Consider the following 23,626-nt stretch of genomic DNA (forward strand, 5'->3'; position numbering starts at 1 on the left):
CTAAATTTAGAAATATTATTCATAATATGTTTTCATTTAACATTTAAAAAGCAATTCCTAAGAGAAAATTAAAATAACTTCTTATGTTCTCTTCAAATATTATAGTAATATAAACTATAGAAAAAGCACTTGTTGCTGCTTAAATCATTTTAAATTAGTTGATTAGATCGCCTGAAACACTATTTTTAATCATGTTTACTATAATTAAACTTAATTATAATCATAAAATAATTTCCAAAGTAATACGAAAAACAGTGTAATAACATCATGAACAAAAGAGTATCTTTGTCGCCAAATAAGATAAAATGCATAAAGCAGGCTTTGTAAATATTATAGGAAACCCTAATGTAGGGAAATCTACATTAATGAATGCGTTTATTGGTGAAAAATTATCAATAATTACATCTAAAGCGCAGACGACGCGCCATCGTATCTTAGGAATTGTTAATGGGGATGATTTTCAAGTTATTTTATCTGATACTCCAGGAATTATTAAACCAGCTTATGAATTACAAGAATCGATGATGGATTTTGTAAAATCTGCTTTTGATGATGCTGATGTATTGGTCTATATGGTTGAGATTGGAGAAAAAGAATTAAAAGATGAAGCTTTTTTTAATAAAATTAAAAATGCTAAAATCCCAGTCTTATTATTGTTAAATAAAATTGATAATTCTAATCAAGAGCAGTTAGAAGAACAATCACAATTATGGCAAGAAAAAGTTCCTAACGCAGAATTTTTTCCAATATCTGCTTTAGAAGGATTTCAGATAAAAGAAGTGTTTAATCGTATTATAGAGCTATTACCAGAATCACCACCTTTTTATCCTAAAGATCAACTTACTGATAAACCGGAACGTTTTTTTGTTAACGAAACTATTAGAGAAAAAATACTGTTGTATTACAAAAAAGAAATTCCTTATGCTGTTGAAATTGATACGGAAGAATTTTTTGAAGAAGAAGATATTATTCGAATGCGTTCAGTAATTATGGTTGAGAGAGAAACTCAAAAAGGAATTATAATTGGACATAAAGGAAGTGCCTTAAAACGTGTTGGTATTGAAGCTAGAAAAGATTTAGAGAAATTCTTTGGAAAGCAAGTGCATTTAGAGTTATATGTAAAAGTTAATAAAAACTGGCGATCAAATTCTAAACAGCTAAAACGTTTTGGATATAATCAATAACTTCTTTAGAGCACAAAACTAACAAACCGATATACAATAACTATAAACTAAATACTTAATAGTATCTTTGCAGCCGCTTACAGGATATGTAATGCAAATTAAATCTTAAGATATGAGTAATATAGTTGCCATTGTAGGACGCCCAAATGTTGGTAAGTCTACTTTTTTTAATCGCCTTATACAACGTAGAGAAGCTATAGTTGATGCTGTAAGTGGTGTTACTAGAGATCGTCATTATGGTAAAAGTGATTGGAATGGTAGAGAATTTTCTCTTATTGATACTGGAGGTTATGTGGTTGGTAGTGATGATATTTTTGAAGCTGAAATCGATAAACAAGTTGAATTGGCTATTGATGAGGCAGATGCCATTATTTTTATGGTTAATGTTGAGGATGGAGTTACAGGGATGGATGAAGATGTAGCTAATTTACTTCGAAAAGTAAATAAACCTGTTTTTTTAGTTGTAAATAAAGTAGATAACGGACAACGAGCTCAAGATGCTGTAGAGTTTTACGCCCTGGGATTAGGTGAATATTATACAATTGCGAGTATAAATGGTAGTGGTACTGGTGATTTATTAGATGCTATTGTAGAAGCACTACCAGAAAAAGAAGAAGTAGTTCAAGAAGAATTGCCTCGTTTTGCTGTAGTTGGTCGTCCTAATGCAGGAAAATCATCATTTATAAATGCGTTAATAGGAGAGGACAGATATATTGTTACAGATATTGCTGGTACTACAAGAGATTCGATTGATACAAAATATAATCGTTTTGGGTTTGAATTTAATTTGGTAGATACAGCAGGAATACGACGAAAAGCTAAAGTAAAAGAAGATTTAGAATTTTATTCTGTAATGCGCAGTGTTCGTGCTATTGAACATAGTGATGTGTGTTTATTAGTGGTAGATGCAACGAGAGGGTTTGATGGTCAAGTACAAAATATTTTTTGGTTAGCAGAACGTAATCGAAAAGGTGTTGTGATCTTAGTTAATAAATGGGATTTAGTAGAGAATAAAGGAAACAACACGATGAAAGAATTCGAAAAATATATCCGAAAACAGATAGAACCTTTTACAGATGTTCCTATTGTATTCATTTCTACTTTAACAAAACAGCGTATATTTAAAGCTATTGAAACAGCTGTAGATGTTTATAAAAACAGAACAAAACGTATTAAAACAAGTGTGTTAAATGATGTTTTATTACCAATAATAGAGAATTATCCTCCACCAGCAAATAAAGGTAAATTTGTTAAAATTAAATATATAATGCAATTACCAACACCACAACCGCAATTTGCATTTTTCTGTAATTTACCTCAATATGTAAAAGAACCTTATAAACGTTTTTTAGAAAATAAATTACGTGATCATTTTAATTTTAACGGAGTGCCTGTAAGTGTGTATATGCGTAAGAAGTAATTTATAAATTATTTTTAAAACTTTCTTTTAAGGGTTTTTTTTGTTTTTGGTGTCAATCTACTAAAGATTGCCTATATGATGAATAAAAACTATTTAAAAAAACGTTTAAAATATATTTTGTTGTATATATTTTGTTCAATTTTTTTCTTTGTTTCTTCACAAGATGATAATTTGAAAATAGATCAATTTGTAAATAGTTTTCATGAACTTTCAAACAGAAAAACCCCTAATCAAATATACCTTCAAACTAGTAAAGATATTTATGAAACAGGGGAGGATATGTGGTTTAAAGCCTATGTGTTAGACTCAAGATATTTTACCCCTTCAAACCTAGATAAAATATTATATACGCAATTATTAGAAGAAGATACCAATAAAATTGTTTGGCAAGAAAAATATGAAATAGAAAATGGGTTTACAAATGGCCATATTTATGTTAACGATTCTCTAACTTCTGGAAATTATTTGTTATCAGTATACACATCCCATTCATTCTATAAAAACACTAAAAAGTTTTATGATACACGTAGAATTATTATTAAGCGGAATATTGATTCTAAAATTATAGTAAAGAATAGTTTTAATAAAAAGAATTATAAAAAAGGAGATACACTTCAATTAAGTTTAGAAATATTATCAAAACAAGAAGATAATCTTTATAGAGCTAAAATAGATGCTGAATTATGGTCAAACGGAGAAGAAGTTAATCATGTAATAGAAAGATCAAATAAGAGAGGGAAAGCATTAGTTAATTTTATTCTAAAAAAAGAAATTGTCAACTCTAAGATCAAACTAAAAGTTGTACATAAAGATAAAGAAGAATATATAAATTTATTAATTCCATATAATGAAGATGAGAATATCCAGTTTGATGTTTTTCCTGAAGGAGGTAATTTAATTTCAGGACTAGAAAATAATTTAGCATTTAAAGCAGTTAATGAAAAAGGTTTGCCAATAGATGTTAAAGGGATACTCTATGAAAACAATAAACCGTTATTAGAACTAAATAGTGAACATTATGGAATGGGAGTATTTAATTTTACACCTAAGGTAGGACATTCTTATCATATTCAATTAAAAAACTATTCAAAAGATACGATTTATTCTCTACCTGATATAAAAGAAAAAGGTATACAAATACAATTAAAAGAAAGGAATAAAGATTATTTAATATTTGATATTTCTAATAATTTAGAAAAACCAATACAAAAAATATATACTCGAGTTCAAGTAAGAGGAGTCGTATATAATATTTCACCTATGCTGCTTAAAGAAAAATTAAGAGCTAAAATACCATTAAAAGATTTACCTCAAGGTATAGCTGAAGTTACCATATTTAATGAGAATCTCTTGCCAATTGCTGAAAGGTTGGTTTACGTAAATCAAGATAAAAAATTGAATATAGAAGTAACACCAAGAGAAGGGTTGTATGAAAAAAGAGAGAAAATTATTTTAAAGATAAAAGTGAAAGATGATAATGATAATCCTATTCAAGGAAATTTTGGATTAAGTGTTTTTGATAAAATTTATGAAGATGAGAATAATAAAATAAACATATTAACTTACAGTTATTTAAGAACTCAATTAAAAGGTAAAATATATAATCCATCTTTTTATTTTGATGAAAAAAATAAGAATAGAGAAAAGATGTTAGATTTATTAATGTTAACTCAAGGGTGGCGTGCTTATGTGTGGAGTGAAAGTCAATTAGAAGGATTAGATGATAGTATTGATGAGTACAAAAAAGTTGTTTTTAATAAATTAAAAGGAAAGATTATTATTAAAGGAAAAGAATATCAAGAAGAGCAATTTTCACTTTTAATTTATGATCCTGTAAATGAGAGTACATCTGATTTCATTTTTTTAAATGATAAAAATGAATTTCGATTAGAGAATCAACAACTAAAGGATGCTAAAGGAGGTTATGTTTACATAAAGCCGTTAAGCTCTAAAGCAGGATCGAATGATTACAATAAAAAATTTAAATATAAAGTGAAACTAGAATACCCTTTCCAAAATATTAATAAGAATATTAGTAATGCAGAAATATTATACCCGATATTGCAAATAAAAACAGATAAAAAAATAAAACTAAAGCCATTTAAAATAACATCAAATACATTAGTTAACGAAGAGGTTTTGCTAAAAGGAGATAATGAAATTTATAGGAATAAATATCTCGGAAAATTAGATAGTCTAGCTTCTGTTTCAACAGATTACGTCTGCAGATATAATATATTCAATTGTGTAAATCATCCTAAAGGAACGCGTGGAACTAGAAAAGCTGAAATAGGTGAAACATATCACCTTAATAACGGAGGGTTGGTGAAATATTCAGGGTCAAAATCAAAATTTACAGAAGAAGATCTTTTGAGAAAATTTAACCTTACTCAAGTAAAAGGATATTATAAAACTAGGGAATTTTATCAACCTAATTATGATAAAGAAAGCGATCCTTTTCCAGATTCTAGAAATACATTATTATGGAAGCCAGATATTATTACTGATGAGAAAGGTGAAGCTGTCGTTAGTTTTTTCTGTTCAGATGTTAATGCTAAATTTATTGGAAATATAGAGGGGATAGATAATAATGGATTATTAGGGTCTAAAAGCTTTGAATTTGTTGTAAAAAAATAGTGGATATGAAAAGTCAAGCTATGAAGTGTTTTACTGTAATTGTATTTTTATTTTCCCAAGCTTTTATCTTTTCTCAGGATTGTGAAATTCCTTTTGAAGAAGATGGGTGGATTATTTTAGAGGTTACTGTAAACGATAGCTCAGAAAAGTTGAGATTTGTTTTCGATACAGGATTTGGTTCACCTGCAATTGATAAATCTATAGCAGATAAGTTAGGAATTAAACCTAAATATATAATGCCCAACATGGGTGTAAGTGGAGCTGCAGTTTTTGGTGTAGCAAGCAAACAAAAAATTAATTTTGAAGATTTTTCTTTAAAACGTTTAGATTTTACAATTGCTGATTTATCTCATATAAAATTATCGCCAGATGATGAGCCTATTCAAGGTATATTAGGTTATAGCCTTATTTCTAAATTTGTAACACAAATAGATTTTAAATCAAGAAGTATAAAACTATATGAAAAAATTAAAGATATTAATGATTTAAATACCTATACTAAACATCATATAGGCTTTGATAGAACTTCACCTGTAATACCTGTGAAGTTTACTTTAGAAAGAGGTAAAGAGATTAGCGGAAATTTTATATTCGACACAGGGAATATAGGTACTTTAGATTTATCTAGCCCTTTTGTTGATAAACATAATTTGGTCGAAGAAATAAAAGAGATAAGGGTTGGCTCAAGTCTAGGATTTACAGGACATGAGTCTAAAATCTTAAGAGGTAAAGTAAAATCGATTAATTTTAATAATATTGTATTTGATGATGTTACTATTACCTTGTCTAGAGCTAAAAAAGGAGTATTATCTCAAAATATCACTGATGGTCTTTTAGGAGTTGATATCCTTTATAAATTTCATATAATTTTAGATTATAAAAATAATGCGATTTACTTAAAACCTAAAGCTTCTATAAACCAACCAGTCAAATTGAATTAAAATAAATGTTTTATATGAAAAAAGCATTACCAACCACCAGAAGCACCACCGCCGCCAAAACTACCGCCACCAAATCCTCCTCCAAAACCGCCTCCAGAGAACCCTCCTCCTGAACTTCCTCCAAAACCGCCAAACCCTCCAGAGCTGCGTCTGTAACCTCCACGACCAGAATTACTGAGAATAATAGTGTCTATAATATCAACTACTGTGTCTCGTTTTCGGCTACCTCCATTTCTGCCGCCTCCACCTCTGCGATTTTTTGAAATAGCAATAAGAAATACAATAAAAACAACAAATAGAAATATAATAACACCAAAAGGAAATTCATCAGAATTACTTTTTCTAGTACCTTGATACTCACCTGTCATAACTTCAAAAATAGCATCCACACCTCGATTTAAACCACCATAATAATCGTTTTGTTTAAAAAAAGGAATGATGTCACGCTCTATAATACGCCTAGACATTGCATCTGTAACCAAATGTTCAATACCTTTTCCAGTATTTATAGCAATTCTTCTGTCATTTCTAGCTAATAATATTAAAATACCATTATCTTCTTTTTCTTGACCAATCCCCCATTTTTCACCCCAAGTAGCTCCTAAATAAGTTATGTTTTCTCCTTCAGTAGAATTAATAATAGCGATTACAATTTGTGTAGAAGTAGTGTCAGAATATTTTATGAGCTTTTGTTCTAAAGTGTTTTTTTCTGAGATAGAAAGCAATTTAATATAATCATAAACACTAGTTTGGAGTTTTGGTTGTTCAGGAATCTCAAATTGTGCATAAGTTTGGGTAAAACTTAAGCTTATAAATAACGTAATAAGACCGATTATGTATTTATGTTTCAGCATTATTTAGTTGAAAGAGATCTCGTTGGGTAATTCATCTTCATTTATGCCTGTAACTGGAAAGTATTTTTTTAATTGTATACCAGCAGTTTCTATACCTGTAACTAAACCTTGTTTGAAGTTTTTATTTTTAAAGTGATCTTCTATACTTTTTTTAGTGGTATTCCAGAAATCTGAAGAAACAACATCATTAATCCCTTTATCACCATAAATTACAAACGCTTTTTCTTCTACAGCAACGTAAATTAATACACCATTACGAAGTTTAGTATTGTGCATTTTTAAGATAGAGAATACTTCCAAAGCACGTTTATTTAAAGTATTGTTAGAAGTTTTTTCGATATGTACACGAATTTCTCCCGACGTGTTTTTTTCAGCCAAACGTATAGCCTCAATCACTTCTTGTTCTTCAGAAGCTGTTAAAAAATCTTCTACAGTAGTAGGCATAATCTTATTTGAAGTCAAATTCTACATCTGGCGCTTTCTCACTACCTTCTTCTGCTTTAAAGTACTCCATTCCATCAAATCCTAAAAGACCAGTAATAAGCTTATTAGGTATTTTTTTTACATACTTGTTATAAGGTTCTACAGCTTCATTAAAGCGATCTCTGGCAATATTAATACGATTCTCTGTACCTTCTAATTGCGATTGTAATTCCAAAAAATTTGTATTGGATTTTAAATCTGGATAACGCTCGACAGTTACTAATAAACGTGATAGAGCACTGCTTAAACCACTTTGGGCTTGGTTAAATTGTGCTAATTGTTCTGGAGTAATGTTAGAAGGGTCAATATTTACAGCAGTTGCTTTGGCTCTTGCACTAATAACTGACTCTAATGTACTTTTTTCAAAATCTGCAGATCCTTGAACCGTTTTTACTAAATTACCTATAAGGTCGTTCCTACGTTGATAACTACTTTCGACATCTCCCCATGTTTTTGTTGCGCTCTCTTTTAAATCTAAAGCAGAGTTGTTTACTCTTGTTCCCCATAATGCAATGAGTATTACAATTACTATAGGTACAATCCATTTTTTCATAATAGCTGGTTTTATAGGTTGGTTTTTAATTGTATAAGCTGATTTTTTACACCTTCTAGCTTGCTAATAATTTCAAAATTATGAAGTGATTTTTTCTTTTCTTCCTTTAAATGAATTTTTGCACCTTCAAGTGTAAAACCACGTTCTTTAACTAGATGATAAATAAATTTTAAGTTCTTAATATCTTCAGGTGTAAATTTTCGATTACCCTTAGCATTCTTTTTGGGTTTTAAAATATCAAATTCTTTTTCCCAAAATCGCAGTAAAGATGTATTGACGTTAAAAGCCTTGGCAACTTCGCCAATACTGTAATATAACTTTTCTGGGAGATTAATATGCATTAGTCTAAAGATTGATTTTCTAATGAAGCTTTCTCTAATAATTTTGCAAATTCATCTGCTGATAGGTTTCCATAATAAAAATTAATAGGATTAATCCTGACTTTATCTTTAAAAATCTCGTAGTGAAGATGTGGCGCTTGCGAACGCCCAGTACTACCTACAAAACCTATAACATCTCCTCGCTTAACCTTCTGATTTCTTTTAACATTATACTTGTATAAATGTGCATATAGACTTACGTAACCATAACCGTGATCAATCCTGATATGCTTTCCATAACCAGTAGCACCAGCATCTGCTCTTTTAACAATACCATCTCCAGTAGCATAAACAGGAGTGCCTCTTGGTGCTGTAAAATCCATTCCGTGATGAAATTTCCTAACTTTAGTAAATGGATCGGATCGATAACCATAACCAGATGCGATTCGAGTTAACTCTTCGTTAGTAACAGGTTGGATTGCGGGAATAGTTTCTAGAAACTTCTCTTTATCTTCTGCTAATACAGCAATTTCGTCAAGAGATTTAGATTGTACAACAATTTGCTTTTGAATAATATCTAAACGTTTGTTAGACTCTATAATTAATTGGGAGTTATCGTATCCTTCAAATTTTTTATAGCGATTAATACCTCCAAAACCAGCACGCCTTTGTTCTTTCGGAATTGGATTGGCTTCAAAATATAATCTGTAAATTGTATTGTCCCTTTCCTCAATATTAGCCAAAACAATTTCGGTCTCGTCTAATTTTTTATTGAGTAACTCAAACTGGAGTTTTACATTTTGCAATTCCCTTGTTAAAGCTTTTTCTTTTGGAGATTCAAAATATTGTCCAGCAATAAAAATAAATAAAAACCCAAATAAAGCAGATCCTAATAAAAACATAGAAATATACTTGAAAGTAGTTCGTTTTTTACGAACAACTCTTCGGTATGATAAAGTTTCAGAATCGTAATAATATTTTACCTTAGACATAAGTTAAAAAATTCTATTTTTGCGAATAAATTCTACTCAAAACGAACTAGAATTAATCGACGATAATTAACAAATATAGAAATTGTTTCATATTTAAAACAATTTAAAAAAATAAGCTTATAAAAAGCGTACAAATATAACGAGTAAATAAGATAGTTATTTGTTGTTTTTGTGGTGTTTAAGTAAGTTTTAAATCAAATTTAACAAATGAAGTCTCAGGAAATACGAACTAAGTTTTTAGAATTTTTTGAAAACAAAAAACACAGTATTGTGCCTTCTGCACCAATGGTTCTTAAAGATGATCCAACTTTAATGTTTGTGAATTCTGGGATGGCTCCATTTAAAGAATTTTTTCTTGGTAATGCAGTACCAAAAAATAAAAGATTAACAGATTCTCAAAAATGCTTACGTGTTTCAGGTAAACATAACGATTTAGAAGAAGTAGGGTATGATACTTACCATCATACACTTTTTGAAATGCTGGGAAATTGGAGTTTTGGAGATTATTTTAAAAAAGAAGCAATTTCTTGGGCTTGGGAACTTTTAACTGAAGTTTACGGAATAGATAAAGACAGACTTTATATCACTATTTTTGAAGGAAGTGATGATGCAGATAATTTACCAATAGATCAAGAAGCTTTAGATTTTTGGAAAGAAATAATTCCTGAAGACCGTATTTTATTAGGTGATAAAAAAGATAATTTTTGGGAGATGGGAGAACAAGGACCTTGTGGACCTTGTAGTGAAATTCATGTAGATATTCGTAGTGACGAAGAACGAACAAAAGTTTCTGGTGCAGATTTAGTAAACCAAGATCACCCTCATGTGGTAGAAATCTGGAATTTAGTTTTTATGCAATACAATCGTAAGGCAGATAAATCTTTAGAAAATCTACCGGATAAGCATATAGATACTGGCATGGGGTTTGAACGTTTATGTATGGTATTACAAGGTGTACAATCTAATTACGATACAGATGTATTTACTCCTCTTATTAGAGAAATAGAGACGATTACTAAAATGAAGTATGGTAAGCTTGAAGGTATTGATGTTGCAATACGTGTTATTGCAGATCATGTTCGAGCTGTTGCATTTTCTATTGCAGATGGTCAATTGCCAAGTAATACAGGTGCAGGATATGTGATTCGAAGAATTTTAAGGCGTGCCGTACGTTACGGGTTTACATTTTTAGGTAAAAAAGAACCATTTATTTATAGATTAGTAGACGTGCTTTCTAAAAAAATGGGAGCAGCATTTCCTGAACTTAAAACTCAAAAACAACTTATAGAAAATGTGATTAAAGAGGAAGAAACATCTTTTTTAAGAACTTTAGATCAAGGATTGTTGTTATTAGATAGAATAATAGAAACTACTAAGGATAAAGAAGTTTCAGGAAGAAAAGCTTTTGAACTATATGATACTTATGGATTTCCAATAGATTTAACAGCTTTAATTTTAAATGAAAAAGGTTTAACTCTAGATAAAGAAGGGTTTAAAGCCGAACTACAAAAACAAAAAGATCGTTCTAGAGCAGCTAGTGAAATGTCTACAGATGATTGGACAGTTTTAGTAGAAGATTCTGAAGAAGAGTTTGTTGGATACGATTCGTTAGAAGCAAATGTAAAACTAACTCGATATAGAAAAGTTGTTTCTAAAAAAGATGGAGAGTTATATCAGTTAGTTTTTAATGTGACACCTTTTTATGCTGAAGGAGGAGGACAAGTTGGAGATAAAGGGTATTTAGAAGTGCCAAATGGAGATGTGGTTTATATTTTAGATACTAAAAAAGAGAATAATGTGATTATTCATTTTTCTAAAAATTTACCAAAACACATTAACGAAACGTTTAAAGCTGTTGTAGATTCGAATCAGCGATTTAGAACTGAATGTAATCATACAGCAACACATTTATTACATCAGGCTTTACGAGAAATATTAGGGACACATGTAGAACAAAAAGGATCTGCAGTACATTCTAAATATTTACGTTTTGATTTCTCACATTTCTCTAAAGTAACTACAGAACAGTTAAGAGATGTAGAGAATTTTGTTAACTCCCGTATAGCAGGAAAACTACCGTTACAAGAACACAGAAATGTACCAGTAGAAAAAGCTTTAAAAGATGGAGCAATGGCATTGTTTGGAGAAAAATATGGAGATTCAGTTCGTACTATTCGTTTTGGACAATCAATAGAACTTTGTGGAGGAACACATGTGCAAAACACATCAGATATATGGCATTTTAAAATTAAATCAGAAAGCGCTGTTGCATCAGGAATACGACGTATTGAAGCTATTACTAACGATGCTGTTAAAGATTTTTATTTTGAAAATAATCGTTCGTTATTTGAAATTAAAGATCTATTAAATAATGCTAAAGACCCAGTTAAAGCAGTGTCTGACTTACAAGAAGAAAATACAGTATTAAGAAAGCAAATTGAAACGCTATTAAAAGATAAAGCTAAAGGTTTAAAAGGAAGCCTAATAAATGAATTGAAAAATGTTAACGGAATAAAATTCTTAGCTAAGCAAATAGATTTAGATGCTACAGGAATTAAAGATGTAGCTTTCGAAATAGGAAATCAGCATAACAATGTGTTTTTATTATTTGGAGCAGAACAAGATGGAAAAGCATTATTGTCTTGTTATATTTCGAAAGAACTAGTAGTCGAGAAAAACCTTAATGCTGGACAAATAGTAAGAGAATTAGGGAAGTATATTCAAGGTGGCGGTGGTGGTCAACCGTTTTTTGCTACTGCTGGAGGTAAAAACCCTAATGGGATCCAAGACGCTTTAGATAATGTAAAGCAATATATTCTACCAGAATGGAAATGGTGAAATTTTAATAAATGGTGAATTAAAAAATAATATCTAATAAATTTTGAACCTTCAAACACAAATCCCTTTAAAACCTGAGACCTATAATCCAATCGATTATAAATCTAAATTATTTTTATTGGGATCTTGTTTTGTTGAAAATATAGGAAATAAACTAAGTTATTTTAAGTTTCAAAACACTTTAAATCCTATTGGGATACTATTTCATCCAAAATCTATTGAAGCGTTAATTACTAATGCTATTAATGAAAAAGAATATACAGAAGAAGATGTTTTTTTTCAAAATGAGCAATGGCATTGTTTTGATGCACATTCAAAACTAAGTAGTTCTTCAAAAGAAGATTTGTTAGATAGTTTAAATGCACAAATCAGGTTGACCAATCAACAGGTTAATGAATCTACCCATATCATAATCACATTAGGTACAGCTTGGATTTATCGTTTTATTGAAACGGATACTTATGTTGCAAACTGTCATAAAGTACCTCAAAAAAAGTTTTTAAAAGAGCTGTTATCTGTTGACGAAATTGAAACTTCATTACAAGCAATTATCAGTTTAATAAAAAGTATTAATTCTAAAGCTACTATTGTATTTACAGTATCCCCTATACGTCATATTAAAGATGGTTTTTTAGAGAACACACAGAGTAAAGCACATTTAATTTCTGCAATACATAAAATTGTTGAACCTCGAGAATTTTTACACTATTTTCCATCTTACGAAATCATGATGGACGAGTTAAGGGACTATCGTTTTTATGCTGAAGATATGTTACATCCAAATACAACAGCGATTAACTACATTTGGAATAAATTTAAATGTGCATGGATTACTCCAGAAATTTATAATACGATGGATGAAGTAGAAACAATTCAAAAAGGCTTATCTCACAAACCATTTAATCCAAATGCACCAGCACATCAACAATTTCTGCAGAATTTAGAAAATAAAAAGAAATCGCTACAATCTAAACATGGTATTATATTTTATTAGATTAAATAATTTAAAAAAATGTAGTTCATCTTGAAAACGTAACATTTAATCTTTAATAATTGTAGTTTGTCGATGAATATAAATTATCAATTTTAAGGAGGCTACATTTTACCATTTTTAATGACCTTTTGTCGAAAAGAAATTGAGTTAAAAATTATATCTCGTATATTCGAGATGCTATTAATCAATTATTATGAAAGCATCAAGGTTTAAAATTTACTAAAACTTGATGCTTTTTTTTGTTATTTTAAAAGTGCTATTCCACTATCAATTAAATGAGAAATCTCAGGACGATTAGATTTTAAATTTTCTAAATGTTTAGAAACTTCAGTTTTTAAGCCTTCAAAATTTGTGACTTGAATTAATTCAAAAATTTCTGTCACGAGTAACCAATCTTCTGAATGATTTTTTAATAAACTATTAAAAATAGTTTTGATCTCACTTTCTTCAATGTTTTTAGAATTTCTGATATTTCTAACAGTTTGATACAAATTTTCTAAAGCCAAAGTTTCAGCATCTTTTTCAATTTTTATCGTTTTAGATTTTGAAACGTGATATAAATTATCAAAAGACCTATAGTCGGCACTACCAGCGTAAGCAGATACAATGTTGCAACCTACAGCTAAATCAAAAGTACCATCTTCAGGGCTAAATAAAACATCTCCTCTATAAGTTACTGTACAATCTTCAAACTGAATAAGAATTAATTTTCCATTAATATTTCTGATCCCTGTGATGTTTAACCCTTCAATAGTAATCCCGCTTTCATATTCAAAGGCAATACGCTTATTGTCATAAAAATTATAAGCCTTTAAATCGCGAGGCCCCATATCTTCAATTGCTAGATTAATACCTTTTAATTTTCCAATAGGTGAACTAAACCCACTAGGATGAACTTCTGTACCATGACCAATAAGCTCTTTTTCGCGATTAGCCAAAGCTGTCGGGCCTTCAGTTTTAAAAAAGACAACATTGTTATCTTCGTCTTTAATCATTTTAGTAAAGACTCCAGAAATTTGTAAGCCGGTATTGAGTTCAATAGTTCCTATTTTTTTTGAATCTATGAGCTTTTGTAACCCTCTAAAACCACCTTTCCTAAGTGCCATAGAACCTGTAAATTCTTCTAAAACTTCCATTAAATAAGAGAAATCTGGAGTAACATATAATTGTGGTTGAGGTTTTGTAATATCAAACTCTTTATGGGCAGCATCTATAGAATAAGGTATTTTTTTTACTTTGTCAGACATACACCAAGTGCTCTCTCCTATGGAAGATAATAAGCCAGCACCATAAATTTTTGGATCTTTAACAGAACCAATCATTCCATATTCTACTGTCCACCAATGCAAATTTCTAATTTGCGCCATTTCAGAAAATGGCACTTTCTTATTTTGTAATTCGTTTACCAAAGCATCAGCTTCATCAATTTCTGTTTGAGTAGAATTAGGTGCTTCTTTAAGAATAGATAATTTACGAACAGCTTCGTACATATCGTTATCATGAGACGATAAAATGGCTTTGGCTCCAATTTCTCCAAAACGACGTAAATATTCTGCATAATCAGGGTTTGCAATAATAGGGGCGTGACCAGCGGCTTCATGAATAATGTCAGGAGCTGGAGTGTATTCTATATTCTCTAATTGACGAATGTCACTAGCAATAACTAATACTTTATAAGCTTGGAACTCCATAAATGCATTTGGAGGTATAAACCCATCTACAGCAACAGCAGCCCAACCAATGTCTTTTAAAATGCGATTCATTCCATACATACTAGGAATAGAATCAATAGAAATACCTGTTTTTTGCAAGCCATCAGAATATGAATAATGTGCAACTTGAGATAAATAATCAATGCTTTTACGCATTACATAACGCCATACTGCTTGATTTATGGGAGTGTAATCTTCGTATTGTTGAGGTTTTATAAATTGTTTTAAATGAGGTGGTAATCTATCAATTAATGGATTGCTCTCTATTTGCTTCATAATCTTATTTTCGTCAAGACAAAACTACTAAATATAGAGATACTTGTATCATTAATATTTATATTATCTTCGTCAGCTATGAAGCTAGAAACACGTAAAGACGAAATTATTAAAACTTCTGCAATCCTCTTTAAGGAAAAAGGATATAGTGCAGTAACAATGCGTGATATAGCTAAAACTATGGGCATTAAGGCATCTAGTTTATATAATCACATTAGTTCTAAACAAGAAATTTTAAAAGAGATTATTATTTCATTAGCAGAGCAATTTACTCAAGGTATGAGTGAGATACTAAATTCTAAAGAAACTAGCATCGAAAAATTAAAACATATAATAACTCTTCATGTTGCTATTGCTAGTAACAATACAGATGGGATGGCATCTTTAAATAATGATTGGATGCATTTAGAAGGGCAATTGGATTATTATTTAAAATTACGTCATAATTATGAAGATAATTTTAGACGTATTATTATTGAAGGAATAGATAATAACGAAATTGTTAATTCGAAACCAGATGTTATTCTTTTTTCAGTACTCTCTACACTACGTTCACTTTATCTTTGGATTCCTAAAAAAGAAGATTTGAACTCCGATGAACTTGCAGATAATTTAAGTAGAGTTCTTATAAATGGAATTAACAAATAATTAGTAAATAATTTTGTAAATTTGTTGACCAAACTAACAACTGTTAGTCTAAAAAATATAAAATAAAAATGGCAGATTTTTATCCTATAAAAGTTGCAGATATATATAAAGAGACAAAGGATTGCTCTGTAATTTCTTTTGATATCCCTGAAAACCTTCAGAGTGAGTTTACGTTTAAACAAGGTCAATACTTAACACTACGTAAGCAGATTAACGATGAAGATGTACGTCGCTCTTATTCACTATGCTCAAGTCCATTAGATAAACAATGGAAAGTAGCAGTAAAACAAATTCAAGGAGGTGTATTTTCAACATATGTAAATACAGAGTTAAAACGTGGAGATATTTTGCAAATAATGCAACCTGAAGGTAATTTCTTTGTAGATATAAATGCTAAAGCTTCAAAAAATTATATAGCATTTGCAGCTGGTAGTGGTATTACACCAATGTTGTCTATTATAAAAACACACTTACTGGCAGAACCAGAAAGTACATTCAAATTATTTTATTTAAACCGTACTGTAAAATCAATTATCTTTAAAGAAGAAATAGAAATGCTTAAAAATCAGTTTTTTGGGCGTTTTCAAGTGTTTTATTTTCTAACTAAAGAGCAGCGCGATATACCATTTTTAAATGGTCGTTTTGATAAAGAAAAGCTAGAAGTGTTAACCAAAACATTTATAGATATCGAAGATACCGATCACTGTTTTATTTGTGGTCCACAAGAAATGATTTTCTTAATTCGTGATCATTTAGAAGAAACGGGTTTAGATAAAGATAAAATACATTATGAATTGTTCTTCTCAGGGAGTGATGCTTCTGATGCTCAAATTGCAGAAGTGTTAGAGCAAAAAGTAGAAGGTACAGAAGTGACAATTATTGATGGCGGAAAAGAGTTTCACTTTACTATGGATGATGACTTTGATAATGTTTTAGATGGAGCTCTGGCTGCAGGTGCAGATTTACCTTATGCTTGTAAAGGTGGTGTATGTAGTACATGCAAATGTAAAATTGTAGAAGGCTCAGTAGAAATGAAAGTGAATTATGCTCTTGAAGAAAATGAAGTAAAACAGAATTTGGTATTAAGTTGTCAGGCTGTACCAACATCAGATAAAATTATTGTTGATTTCGATGTCTAAAGATTTATGTCTTTTGACCAAAACTTATAGATTATGAGTGAAGAACAAATAAAAAACTTAGAACAACAATTTGAAGGGCGTATTGAACGTGATGAAAAAATTGAACCTAAGGATTGGATGCCAGAAAAATATCGTAAAACACATATTAGGCAAATCTCTCAACACGCTCATTCCGAAATTATTGGAATGCTGCCTGAAGGAAATTGGATAACTCGTGCACCTTCTTTACGTCGTAAAGTAGCGTTGCTAGCTAAAGTACAAGATGAAGCAGGTCATGGATTATATTTATATAGTGCGTGTGAAACTTTAGGAATCTCTCGCGATGAGTTATACGAGCAGTTACATACTGGTAAAGCAAAATATTCAAGTATTTTTAATTATCCAACTGTGACATGGGCAGACATGGGAGCAATAGGTTGGTTAGTAGATGGTGCTGCCATTATTAATCAAGTACCATTATGCAGCACTTCTTATGGGCCTTATGCAAGGGCTATGATTCGTGTGTGTAAAGAAGAAAGTTTTCATCAGCGTCAAGGCTATGAAATTATGATAAAACTGGCTAACGGAACACCAGAACAAAAAGAGATGGCTCAAGATGCATTAAACCGTTGGTGGTGGCCTTCATTAATGATGCTTGGCCCTACAGATGCAGAATCTGTACACACAGAGCAATCAATGAAATGGAAATTAAAGCGTAAAACAAATGATGAGTTACGTCAGCAATTTATAGATCAAACAGTACCTCAAGCTGATTTGATTGGACTTACAATTCCAGATCCAGATTTAAAATGGAATGAAGAACGTCAGAGCTACGATTTTGGAGAGATTGACTGGGATGAATTCTGGCAAGTTGTAAAAGGTCATGGACCTTGTAATAAAGAACGTATGGACGCCAGAGTTAATGCTTGGAATAATGGCGAATGGGTAAGGGATGCTGCAATAGCTTATGCAGAAAAACAAGTAGATAAAAAACAAAAACAAGCAGTTTAAAGGAATTGGAAATATGAAAAAAAATTGGCCACTTTGGGAAGTATTCGTTAGAAGTAAAAACGGATTAGAACATCGTCATTTTGGAAGCCTTCATGCGGCAGATGAAGAAATGGCTCTAGAAAATGCTAGAGATGTTTACACAAGAAGAAATGAAGGAGTAAGTATTTGGGTAGTTGAATCTAAACATATTACAGCATCAAATCCTGAAAATAATGGAGAATTATTTGAACCTGCTCAAGATAAGGTATATCGTCACCCAACATTTTATGATTTACCAGATGAAGTAAAACATATGTAACTAATCTTTGATGTGTTATTCTAAACTTAATTTAGAGTTTCATCAAATGAATTTTTAATTATGAAAAGAAACTTATACAGATACATATTAGGAATCGCTGATAACAGTTTAATTCTTGGTCAGCGAATGGGGGAGCTAACAGGTCATGGTCCTAATCTCGAAACAGACATTGCTTGTACAAATATATCACTCGATTTATTTGGACAGGTGAGGAGTTACTATCAATATGCAGCAAAAATTGCAGGAGATGAAAGAACGGAAGATGATATTGCTATGTTGCGTAAAGAACGCGAGTACTTTAATGTACTTTTAGTAGAACAACCTAATAAAGATTTTGCTTATACGATTGCGCGTCAATTTTTATTTGATGTTTATCATTTATTGTTTTTGCAAGAATTACAAAAAAGCCACGATGTGACACTATCAGCAATTGCTGATAAATCAATAAAAGAAGTAAGTTATCACCAGCGATTTTCATCAGATTGGATTAAACGTTTAGGAGATGGTACAGAAGTAAGTCATAATAAAATTCAAGAAGCAATTAATAACTTATGGACGTATACAGATGAATTATTTCATCTAACTGAAGCAGATAAAATAATGGTAAAAGAAGGTGTGGGAGTAGATGTGACTTTATTGAAAAATCAATATTATGATAGAGTAAACACAATTCTCGAAGTAGCTACTTTAGAAATACCAGAATCAAAATGGTTTCAAAAAGGAGGTAAAGAAGGGATTCATACAGAACATTTAGGATATTTATTAAGTGATTTGCAATATATGCAACGTACGTATCCTAATATGGAGTGGTAACAACTTGTTGTCATTCCCTTGAAGACGGGAATCTCATCAATTATAAACTATGACAGTAACTGAACAACATATAGATCAATCATTGGTAGAGATACTGGAAAAAGTTTCAGATCCCGAAATACCAGTACTATCAATTATGGATATGGGAGTTGTACGTTCTGCAATTATTAAAGATGATGTCGTAAAAGTTCAAATAACACCGACTTATAGTGGATGCCCTGCAATGGATGTTATTGGAGATGACATTAAAAGTGCATTAAAAGAAGCAGGATTTAATGCAGAAATAGAATTGATTTTATCTCCTGCGTGGACTACAGATTGGATTACTCCAAGAGGTAGAAAAGCACTAGAAGATTATGGTATAGCAGCACCTTTAGATGCAGAAGCAGATAAAGAAGTACTGTTAAATGGAAAACGAATAGTGAAGTGCACCAATTGCAGTTCAACAAATACGAGATTAGTAAGTCAGTTTGGTTCGACAGCTTGTAAAGCACAGTTTCAATGTGATGACTGTCAAGAACCATTTGATTATTTTAAATGTTTGAAATGACAACTTGTTGTCATCTTGAACTTGTTTCAAGATCTCATCAAGAAAAATATAAGTTTAATTAATAAGATTCCTGTTTTTGCAGGAGTAAAAAGGTATGAGTAACAATTCAATTGAATTAAAAATTGAAAATAATATAGCGTACATTTCACTTAATAGACCAGAAGTATTCAATAGCTTCAATAGAGAAATGGCACTTCTTCTTCAAGAAACGTTGGACGCTTGTGAGGTGAATTCAGAAGTAAGAGTTATTGTATTAACTGGAAATGGAAAAGCATTTTGTGCTGGTCAAGACTTAAAAGAAGTTACTTCACCAGAATTAAACCCTGGGTTTAAGAAAATATTAGAAGAACATTATAATCCAATTATTACACGTATCCGCAATGTCGAAAAACCCATCATAGGAGCTGTTAATGGTGTTGCAGCAGGAGCAGGAGCAAATATTGCTTTAGCCTGTGATATTGTAGTGGCTAACGAGAACGCTAGCTTTATTCAAGCATTTAGTTTAATAGGTTTAATTCCTGATAGTGCAGGTACTTTTTTTTTACCACGATTAATAGGGTTTCAAAAAGCATCAGCTCTAGCAATGTTAGGCGATAAAGTAAGTGCAGAAGAAGCCGAACGAATCGGGATGATTTATAAATATGTGCCTTCTGAAGATTTTCAAGAAACAATAAATAAGCTTGCAAATAAAATGGCAAAAATGCCAACAAAAGCACTAGTTTTAATTAAAAAAGCATTTAATCAATCCTTATCGAATACTTTAGAAGAGCAATTAAATTTAGAATCTAAATATCAGATAGAAGCAGCAGGAAGCGAAGATTATTCAGAGGGTGTTAATGCTTTTATAGAAAAACGTAAACCTAATTTCAAAGGTCAATAAAATGAATAAAGATATTCTCTTACAAGTTCACGAACGAATACAACCTTATATCCATCGTACACCAGTGTTATCTTCAGAGCAGATTAATGAAATTACTGGAGCAAAAGTGTATTTTAAGTGTGAAAATTTCCAGAAAATGGGAGCTTTTAAAATGCGAGGAGCGGCTAATGCAATTTTAAACTTATCACAAGAACAAAGAGATAAAGGTGTAGTAACACATTCGTCAGGAAACTTTGCACAAGCAGTATCTTTAGCAGCAAAAAAATTAGGAGTAAAAGCATATATTGTAATGCCTGAAAATGCGCCACAAGTTAAAAAAGATGCAGTAAAAGGATATGATGGAGAAATTAGAGAGTGCCCATCTAACATTCAAGATAGAGAAGATTTAGCAACTTATATTCGTGATGAAGATGGAGCTACATTTTTGCATCCTTCTAATGATGATGATGTAATTCATGGTCAGGGAACTGCTGCAATGGAACTTCTAGAAGATTATCCAGATTTAAATTATATTTTCACTCCAGTTGGTGGCGGCGGATTAGTTGCAGGTACAGCTTTAGCTGCCAAATATTTTTCAAATGACTGTAAAGTGATTGCAGGAGAGCCTATGAATGCTGATGATGCCTATCGCTCATTACAAAGTGGTGAAATTGAAACTAACGAAACTTTTGATACAATAGCTGATGGATTGAGAACTAATCTTGGAGATAGAAATTTTCCTATCATAAAAAGAGAAGTCGAAAAGATTATTAGAGTAGAAGAAGACGAAATTAAAGCAGCTATGCAATTAATCTGGGAACGAATGAAGATTGTTGTAGAGCCTTCGAGTGCAGTGCCATTTGCAGCATTACTAAAAAACAAAGAAGATTATAAAGGTAAAGATGTCGGGATTATAATTTCTGGCGGAAATGTAGATTTAAAAAACTTACCATTTTAAAATAATGTATAATCCTGAATTTAATTTCAGGATCTAAAAAAGTGAATAATAAATGAACGTAGGAATTATAGGTTCAGGAACAATGGGAAGTGGTATTGCACAAGTAGCAGCAACTTCTGGTTGTAAAGTAAAACTATATGATACTAATCAAGATGCTCTTGATAAAAGTAAAGCAGCATTAGAAAAAGTATTAACACGATTAGTTGAAAAAAGGAGAATAGATACAGATGAAAAATTAAGGATTCAAGATAATATATCGTATGTAGATAGATTAAAAGACTTAGCTGATTCTAACTTAACAATCGAGGCAATTATAGAAAATTTAGATATTAAGAAAAAAGTATTTTCAGAGCTTGAAACATATGTAGCAGACGATTGCATCATCGCATCAAATACATCAAGCTTATCTATTGCTTCAATAGCTTCATCATTACAAAAACCTGAACGTTGTATTGGAATTCATTTTTTTAATCCAGCACCCTTAATGAAACTGGTTGAGGTTATTCCTGCAATTCAAACCTCTAATAACGTATTAGAACAATCGGTTCAAACTATTTCAGATTGGAAAAAAACGGTTGCAGTAGCTAAAGATACTCCAGGGTTTATTGTAAATCGTGTAGCTCGTCCATTTTATGGAGAATCTTTGCGAATTTATGAAGAAGGGATAGCCGATTTTGCAACGATAGACTGGAGTTTAAAAACATTAGGAGGATTTCGTATGGGGCCATTTGAGTTGATGGATTTTATAGGAAATGATGTTAATTATACGGTAACAGAAACTGTATTTACAGCCTTTTATTTTGACCCAAGATATAAACCAGCATTTACACAAAAACGTTTTTCTGAAGCAGGTTATTTAGGACGCAAATCTGGAAGAGGATATTATGATTATTCTGAAGGAGCATCAAAACCAGAACCAAAAGAAGATAAATTATTAGCTGAACAAATATTTGATCGTGTTTTAGTAATGTTAATTAATGAAGCAGCAGATGCCTTATTTTTAAATATTGCATCGGCAGATGATATAGATAATGGAATGACCAAAGGAGTTAACTATCCAAAGGGATTGTTAGCTTGGGCAGATGAAAAAGGAATAGATTGGTGCGTTTTTAAATTAGATGGGTTATATACAGAATATCACGAAGATAGATACCGTTGTAGTCCACTATTAAGAAAAATGGCTAGAGAAAATAAAACATTTTTTTAATGAAAGGAGAAGCAATTCCATATAAAATGTTAAGTCAAGATGCTTATAGTACTTGGCTAGGTATTGAAATTTTAGGGTGTGAAATAGGAAGATGCAGAGTAGGAATGACAATTAGAAGGAAAATGCTCAATAGCATGGGAAAAGCACATGGAGGAATAAGTTATGCATTAGCAGATACAGCATTTGGATTTGCAGCAAATACACATGGTAAATATGCTGTATCCATTGAAACAAGCATTAATCATATAGAAGCATTAAATGAAGGAGATTACTTAATTGCTGAATCAGTAATTGAAAAAGTAAATAATAAATTAGGATTTAATATAGTAGAAGTAAAGCGAGGTGACGAATTAGTAGCATTATTTAAAGGTGTTGTATATAGAACACAAAAAGATTGGGAAGAATAAATAAGCTTAAGATGAAGATTAAAACAGATAGATTATTTGCAATATTAGCTTTCGTAGTTAGTGTGAGTACATTATATGTTTTTTTTTATCAAACATCTCTAATGAAAAAACAGCAATATACGAGTGTATTACCTTTTTTATCTTTAGGGAATACACAAGTTAATGAAAACTATAGTTTTGTTTTAACCAATAATGGTATCGGACCTGCTTTTATTGAAAAAATAAATATTCATTATCAAGATACCATATTTTATAATTCAGATATAAATGAATTTTTTAATAAAGTAATTAAACAAGAAGATACAATATTCAATTCTATGGGGATAACGCATTCTACTTTAAGAAAAGGAATGCTTATTCCTGAAAAGGAAACAAGATATATGCTTACATTAAATCATGAAGTAGATGATTTTAAAAATAAGCAAATTAGATTAAGAGAATGGTTAAATAATCAAATTAAAGTCGAAATCGAATATTCTTCAATATATAAAGAGAAATGGCGTATTATATATCCAAATCCAGATAATGATGCACCAATAAAAATTAAATAATA

23 protein-coding genes are annotated in these 23,626 nt (G+C 30.8%); 17 read left to right on the plus strand and 6 right to left on the minus strand.

Features of this window, described 5'->3' with window-relative positions; translation table 11 throughout:
* The first annotated feature begins 305 nt into the window (after window positions 1–305).
* The 4 genes from D1817_04395 to D1817_04410 all read left to right on the plus strand — a co-directional run bounded on the left by D1817_04395 (window position 306) and on the right by D1817_04410 (window position 6,182).
* Entirely contained in the window at window positions 306–1,184 is an 879-nt protein-coding gene (locus D1817_04395; protein ID AXT19131.1) for a GTPase Era, read from the plus strand.
* 112 nt (window positions 1,185–1,296) lie between these two features.
* The gene (locus D1817_04400; GenBank protein ID AXT19132.1) at window positions 1,297–2,604 is read left to right on the plus strand and encodes a ribosome biogenesis GTPase Der; all 1,308 of its coding nucleotides are present in this window, start codon (window positions 1,297–1,299) and stop codon (window positions 2,602–2,604) included.
* A 78-nt stretch (window positions 2,605–2,682) separates the two neighbouring features.
* Window positions 2,683–5,241, plus strand: a complete 2,559-nt coding sequence (locus D1817_04405; GenBank protein AXT19133.1) for a hypothetical protein — start codon at window positions 2,683–2,685, stop codon at window positions 5,239–5,241.
* A gap of 5 nt (window positions 5,242–5,246) precedes the next feature.
* Window positions 5,247–6,182: a hypothetical protein gene (locus D1817_04410; protein ID AXT19134.1), complete on the plus strand. Its 936-nt coding sequence runs from the start codon at window positions 5,247–5,249 to the stop codon at window positions 6,180–6,182.
* Between the two features lie 26 nt (window positions 6,183–6,208).
* On the opposite strand, the gene D1817_04415 is transcribed toward D1817_04410, so the two are convergent.
* Genes D1817_04415 through D1817_04435 form a run of 5 tightly spaced genes read right to left on the minus strand, consistent with a single transcriptional unit; the run spans window position 6,209 to window position 9,384 of the window.
* Complete coding sequence (locus tag D1817_04415) at window positions 6,209–7,036, minus strand: TPM domain-containing protein (protein ID AXT19135.1); 828 nt, start codon at window positions 7,034–7,036, stop codon at window positions 6,209–6,211.
* Window positions 7,037–7,039: 3 nt separating this feature from the next.
* Window positions 7,040–7,480, minus strand: a complete 441-nt coding sequence (locus D1817_04420) for a TPM domain-containing protein (protein AXT19136.1) — start codon at window positions 7,478–7,480, stop codon at window positions 7,040–7,042.
* Between the two features lie 4 nt (window positions 7,481–7,484).
* Complete coding sequence (locus tag D1817_04425; protein AXT19137.1) at window positions 7,485–8,072, minus strand: LemA family protein; 588 nt, start codon at window positions 8,070–8,072, stop codon at window positions 7,485–7,487.
* Between the two features lie 11 nt (window positions 8,073–8,083).
* Complete coding sequence (locus D1817_04430; GenBank protein AXT19138.1) at window positions 8,084–8,413, minus strand: MerR family transcriptional regulator; 330 nt, start codon at window positions 8,411–8,413, stop codon at window positions 8,084–8,086.
* Entirely contained in the window at window positions 8,413–9,384 is a 972-nt protein-coding gene (locus D1817_04435) for a M23 family peptidase (protein AXT19139.1), read from the minus strand. Before D1817_04435 ends, D1817_04430 begins: the two co-directional genes overlap by 1 nt.
* Before the next feature lie 207 nt (window positions 9,385–9,591).
* Between D1817_04435 and D1817_04440 the strand changes: the two genes are divergently transcribed.
* The gene (locus D1817_04440; GenBank protein AXT19140.1) at window positions 9,592–12,222 is read left to right on the plus strand and encodes an alanine--tRNA ligase; all 2,631 of its coding nucleotides are present in this window, start codon (window positions 9,592–9,594) and stop codon (window positions 12,220–12,222) included.
* A 43-nt stretch (window positions 12,223–12,265) separates the two neighbouring features.
* A complete protein-coding gene (locus D1817_04445; protein AXT19141.1) occupies window positions 12,266–13,216 on the plus strand; it encodes a GSCFA domain-containing protein in 951 nt (316 codons plus the stop codon).
* 242 nt (window positions 13,217–13,458) lie between these two features.
* On the opposite strand, the gene D1817_04450 is transcribed toward D1817_04445, so the two are convergent.
* Window positions 13,459–15,204, minus strand: coding sequence for an aromatic amino acid hydroxylase (locus D1817_04450; protein ID AXT19142.1), 1,746 nt, complete (start codon window positions 15,202–15,204; stop codon window positions 13,459–13,461).
* Window positions 15,205–15,282: 78 nt separating this feature from the next.
* Between D1817_04450 and D1817_04455 the strand changes: the two genes are divergently transcribed.
* From D1817_04455 to D1817_04505, 11 genes are all read left to right on the plus strand, one after another.
* On the plus strand, window positions 15,283–15,852 hold the full coding sequence (locus D1817_04455) for a TetR/AcrR family transcriptional regulator (protein ID AXT19143.1): 570 nt from the start codon (window positions 15,283–15,285) through the stop codon (window positions 15,850–15,852).
* A 68-nt stretch (window positions 15,853–15,920) separates the two neighbouring features.
* Window positions 15,921–16,991, plus strand: a complete 1,071-nt coding sequence (gene paaK / locus D1817_04460) for a phenylacetate-CoA oxygenase/reductase subunit PaaK (protein AXT19144.1) — start codon at window positions 15,921–15,923, stop codon at window positions 16,989–16,991.
* Window positions 16,992–17,024: 33 nt separating this feature from the next.
* Window positions 17,025–17,981 (plus strand): 1,2-phenylacetyl-CoA epoxidase subunit A, encoded by a 957-nt coding sequence (locus D1817_04465; protein ID AXT19145.1) that lies wholly within the window; start codon window positions 17,025–17,027, stop codon window positions 17,979–17,981.
* Between the two features lie 13 nt (window positions 17,982–17,994).
* Complete coding sequence (locus tag D1817_04470; protein ID AXT19146.1) at window positions 17,995–18,279, plus strand: 1,2-phenylacetyl-CoA epoxidase subunit B; 285 nt, start codon at window positions 17,995–17,997, stop codon at window positions 18,277–18,279.
* Window positions 18,280–18,336: 57 nt separating this feature from the next.
* Window positions 18,337–19,092 carry a phenylacetate-CoA oxygenase subunit PaaI gene (gene paaI / locus D1817_04475; GenBank protein AXT19147.1) on the plus strand — a complete coding sequence of 252 codons (756 nt, stop codon included), beginning with the start codon at window positions 18,337–18,339 and terminating at the stop codon, window positions 19,090–19,092.
* Window positions 19,093–19,141: 49 nt separating this feature from the next.
* Window positions 19,142–19,642, plus strand: a complete 501-nt coding sequence (paaJ, locus tag D1817_04480) for a phenylacetate-CoA oxygenase subunit PaaJ (protein ID AXT19148.1) — start codon at window positions 19,142–19,144, stop codon at window positions 19,640–19,642.
* A gap of 94 nt (window positions 19,643–19,736) precedes the next feature.
* Complete coding sequence (locus tag D1817_04485; protein AXT19149.1) at window positions 19,737–20,522, plus strand: 2-(1,2-epoxy-1,2-dihydrophenyl)acetyl-CoA isomerase; 786 nt, start codon at window positions 19,737–19,739, stop codon at window positions 20,520–20,522.
* Between the two features lies 1 nt (window position 20,523).
* A complete protein-coding gene (locus tag D1817_04490) occupies window positions 20,524–21,459 on the plus strand; it encodes a threonine/serine dehydratase (protein AXT19150.1) in 936 nt (311 codons plus the stop codon).
* A gap of 52 nt (window positions 21,460–21,511) precedes the next feature.
* Window positions 21,512–22,666: a 3-hydroxybutyryl-CoA dehydrogenase gene (locus D1817_04495; protein ID AXT19151.1), complete on the plus strand. Its 1,155-nt coding sequence runs from the start codon at window positions 21,512–21,514 to the stop codon at window positions 22,664–22,666.
* On the plus strand, window positions 22,666–23,073 hold the full coding sequence (locus D1817_04500) for a hotdog fold thioesterase (GenBank protein AXT19152.1): 408 nt from the start codon (window positions 22,666–22,668) through the stop codon (window positions 23,071–23,073). Before D1817_04495 ends, D1817_04500 begins: the two co-directional genes overlap by 1 nt.
* On the plus strand, window positions 23,061–23,624 hold the full coding sequence (locus D1817_04505) for a hypothetical protein (GenBank protein ID AXT19153.1): 564 nt from the start codon (window positions 23,061–23,063) through the stop codon (window positions 23,622–23,624). Before D1817_04500 ends, D1817_04505 begins: the two co-directional genes overlap by 13 nt.
* Window positions 23,625–23,626: the final 2 nt, after the last annotated feature.

It is taken from the genome of Flavobacteriaceae bacterium, assembly GCA_003443635.1.
Classification (GTDB): domain Bacteria; phylum Bacteroidota; class Bacteroidia; order Flavobacteriales; family Flavobacteriaceae; genus AU392.

What these genes read in the sequence shown, in the direction of transcription:
- D1817_04470 (AXT19146.1), top strand. Translation starts at nt 17,995, where the DNA reads ATGAAAAAAAATTGGCCACTTTGGGAAGTATTCGTTAGAAGTAAAAAC.
- D1817_04450 (AXT19142.1), bottom strand. Translation starts at nt 15,204, where the DNA reads ATGAAGCAAATAGAGAGCAATCCATTAATTGATAGATTACCACCTCAT.
- D1817_04410 (AXT19134.1), top strand. Translation starts at nt 5,247, where the DNA reads ATGAAAAGTCAAGCTATGAAGTGTTTTACTGTAATTGTATTTTTATTT.
- D1817_04415 (AXT19135.1), bottom strand. Translation starts at nt 7,036, where the DNA reads ATGCTGAAACATAAATACATAATCGGTCTTATTACGTTATTTATAAGC.
- D1817_04455 (AXT19143.1), top strand. Translation starts at nt 15,283, where the DNA reads ATGAAGCTAGAAACACGTAAAGACGAAATTATTAAAACTTCTGCAATC.
- D1817_04485 (AXT19149.1), top strand. Translation starts at nt 19,737, where the DNA reads ATGAGTAACAATTCAATTGAATTAAAAATTGAAAATAATATAGCGTAC.
- D1817_04440 (AXT19140.1), top strand. Translation starts at nt 9,592, where the DNA reads ATGAAGTCTCAGGAAATACGAACTAAGTTTTTAGAATTTTTTGAAAAC.
- paaJ (AXT19148.1), top strand. Translation starts at nt 19,142, where the DNA reads ATGACAGTAACTGAACAACATATAGATCAATCATTGGTAGAGATACTG.
- D1817_04490 (AXT19150.1), top strand. Translation starts at nt 20,524, where the DNA reads ATGAATAAAGATATTCTCTTACAAGTTCACGAACGAATACAACCTTAT.
- D1817_04430 (AXT19138.1), bottom strand. Translation starts at nt 8,413, where the DNA reads ATGCATATTAATCTCCCAGAAAAGTTATATTACAGTATTGGCGAAGTT.
- D1817_04420 (AXT19136.1), bottom strand. Translation starts at nt 7,480, where the DNA reads ATGCCTACTACTGTAGAAGATTTTTTAACAGCTTCTGAAGAACAAGAA.
- D1817_04395 (AXT19131.1), top strand. Translation starts at nt 306, where the DNA reads ATGCATAAAGCAGGCTTTGTAAATATTATAGGAAACCCTAATGTAGGG.
- D1817_04400 (AXT19132.1), top strand. Translation starts at nt 1,297, where the DNA reads ATGAGTAATATAGTTGCCATTGTAGGACGCCCAAATGTTGGTAAGTCT.
- D1817_04435 (AXT19139.1), bottom strand. Translation starts at nt 9,384, where the DNA reads ATGTCTAAGGTAAAATATTATTACGATTCTGAAACTTTATCATACCGA.
- paaK (AXT19144.1), top strand. Translation starts at nt 15,921, where the DNA reads ATGGCAGATTTTTATCCTATAAAAGTTGCAGATATATATAAAGAGACA.
- D1817_04405 (AXT19133.1), top strand. Translation starts at nt 2,683, where the DNA reads ATGAATAAAAACTATTTAAAAAAACGTTTAAAATATATTTTGTTGTAT.
- D1817_04500 (AXT19152.1), top strand. Translation starts at nt 22,666, where the DNA reads ATGAAAGGAGAAGCAATTCCATATAAAATGTTAAGTCAAGATGCTTAT.
- D1817_04495 (AXT19151.1), top strand. Translation starts at nt 21,512, where the DNA reads ATGAACGTAGGAATTATAGGTTCAGGAACAATGGGAAGTGGTATTGCA.
- D1817_04465 (AXT19145.1), top strand. Translation starts at nt 17,025, where the DNA reads ATGAGTGAAGAACAAATAAAAAACTTAGAACAACAATTTGAAGGGCGT.
- D1817_04425 (AXT19137.1), bottom strand. Translation starts at nt 8,072, where the DNA reads ATGAAAAAATGGATTGTACCTATAGTAATTGTAATACTCATTGCATTA.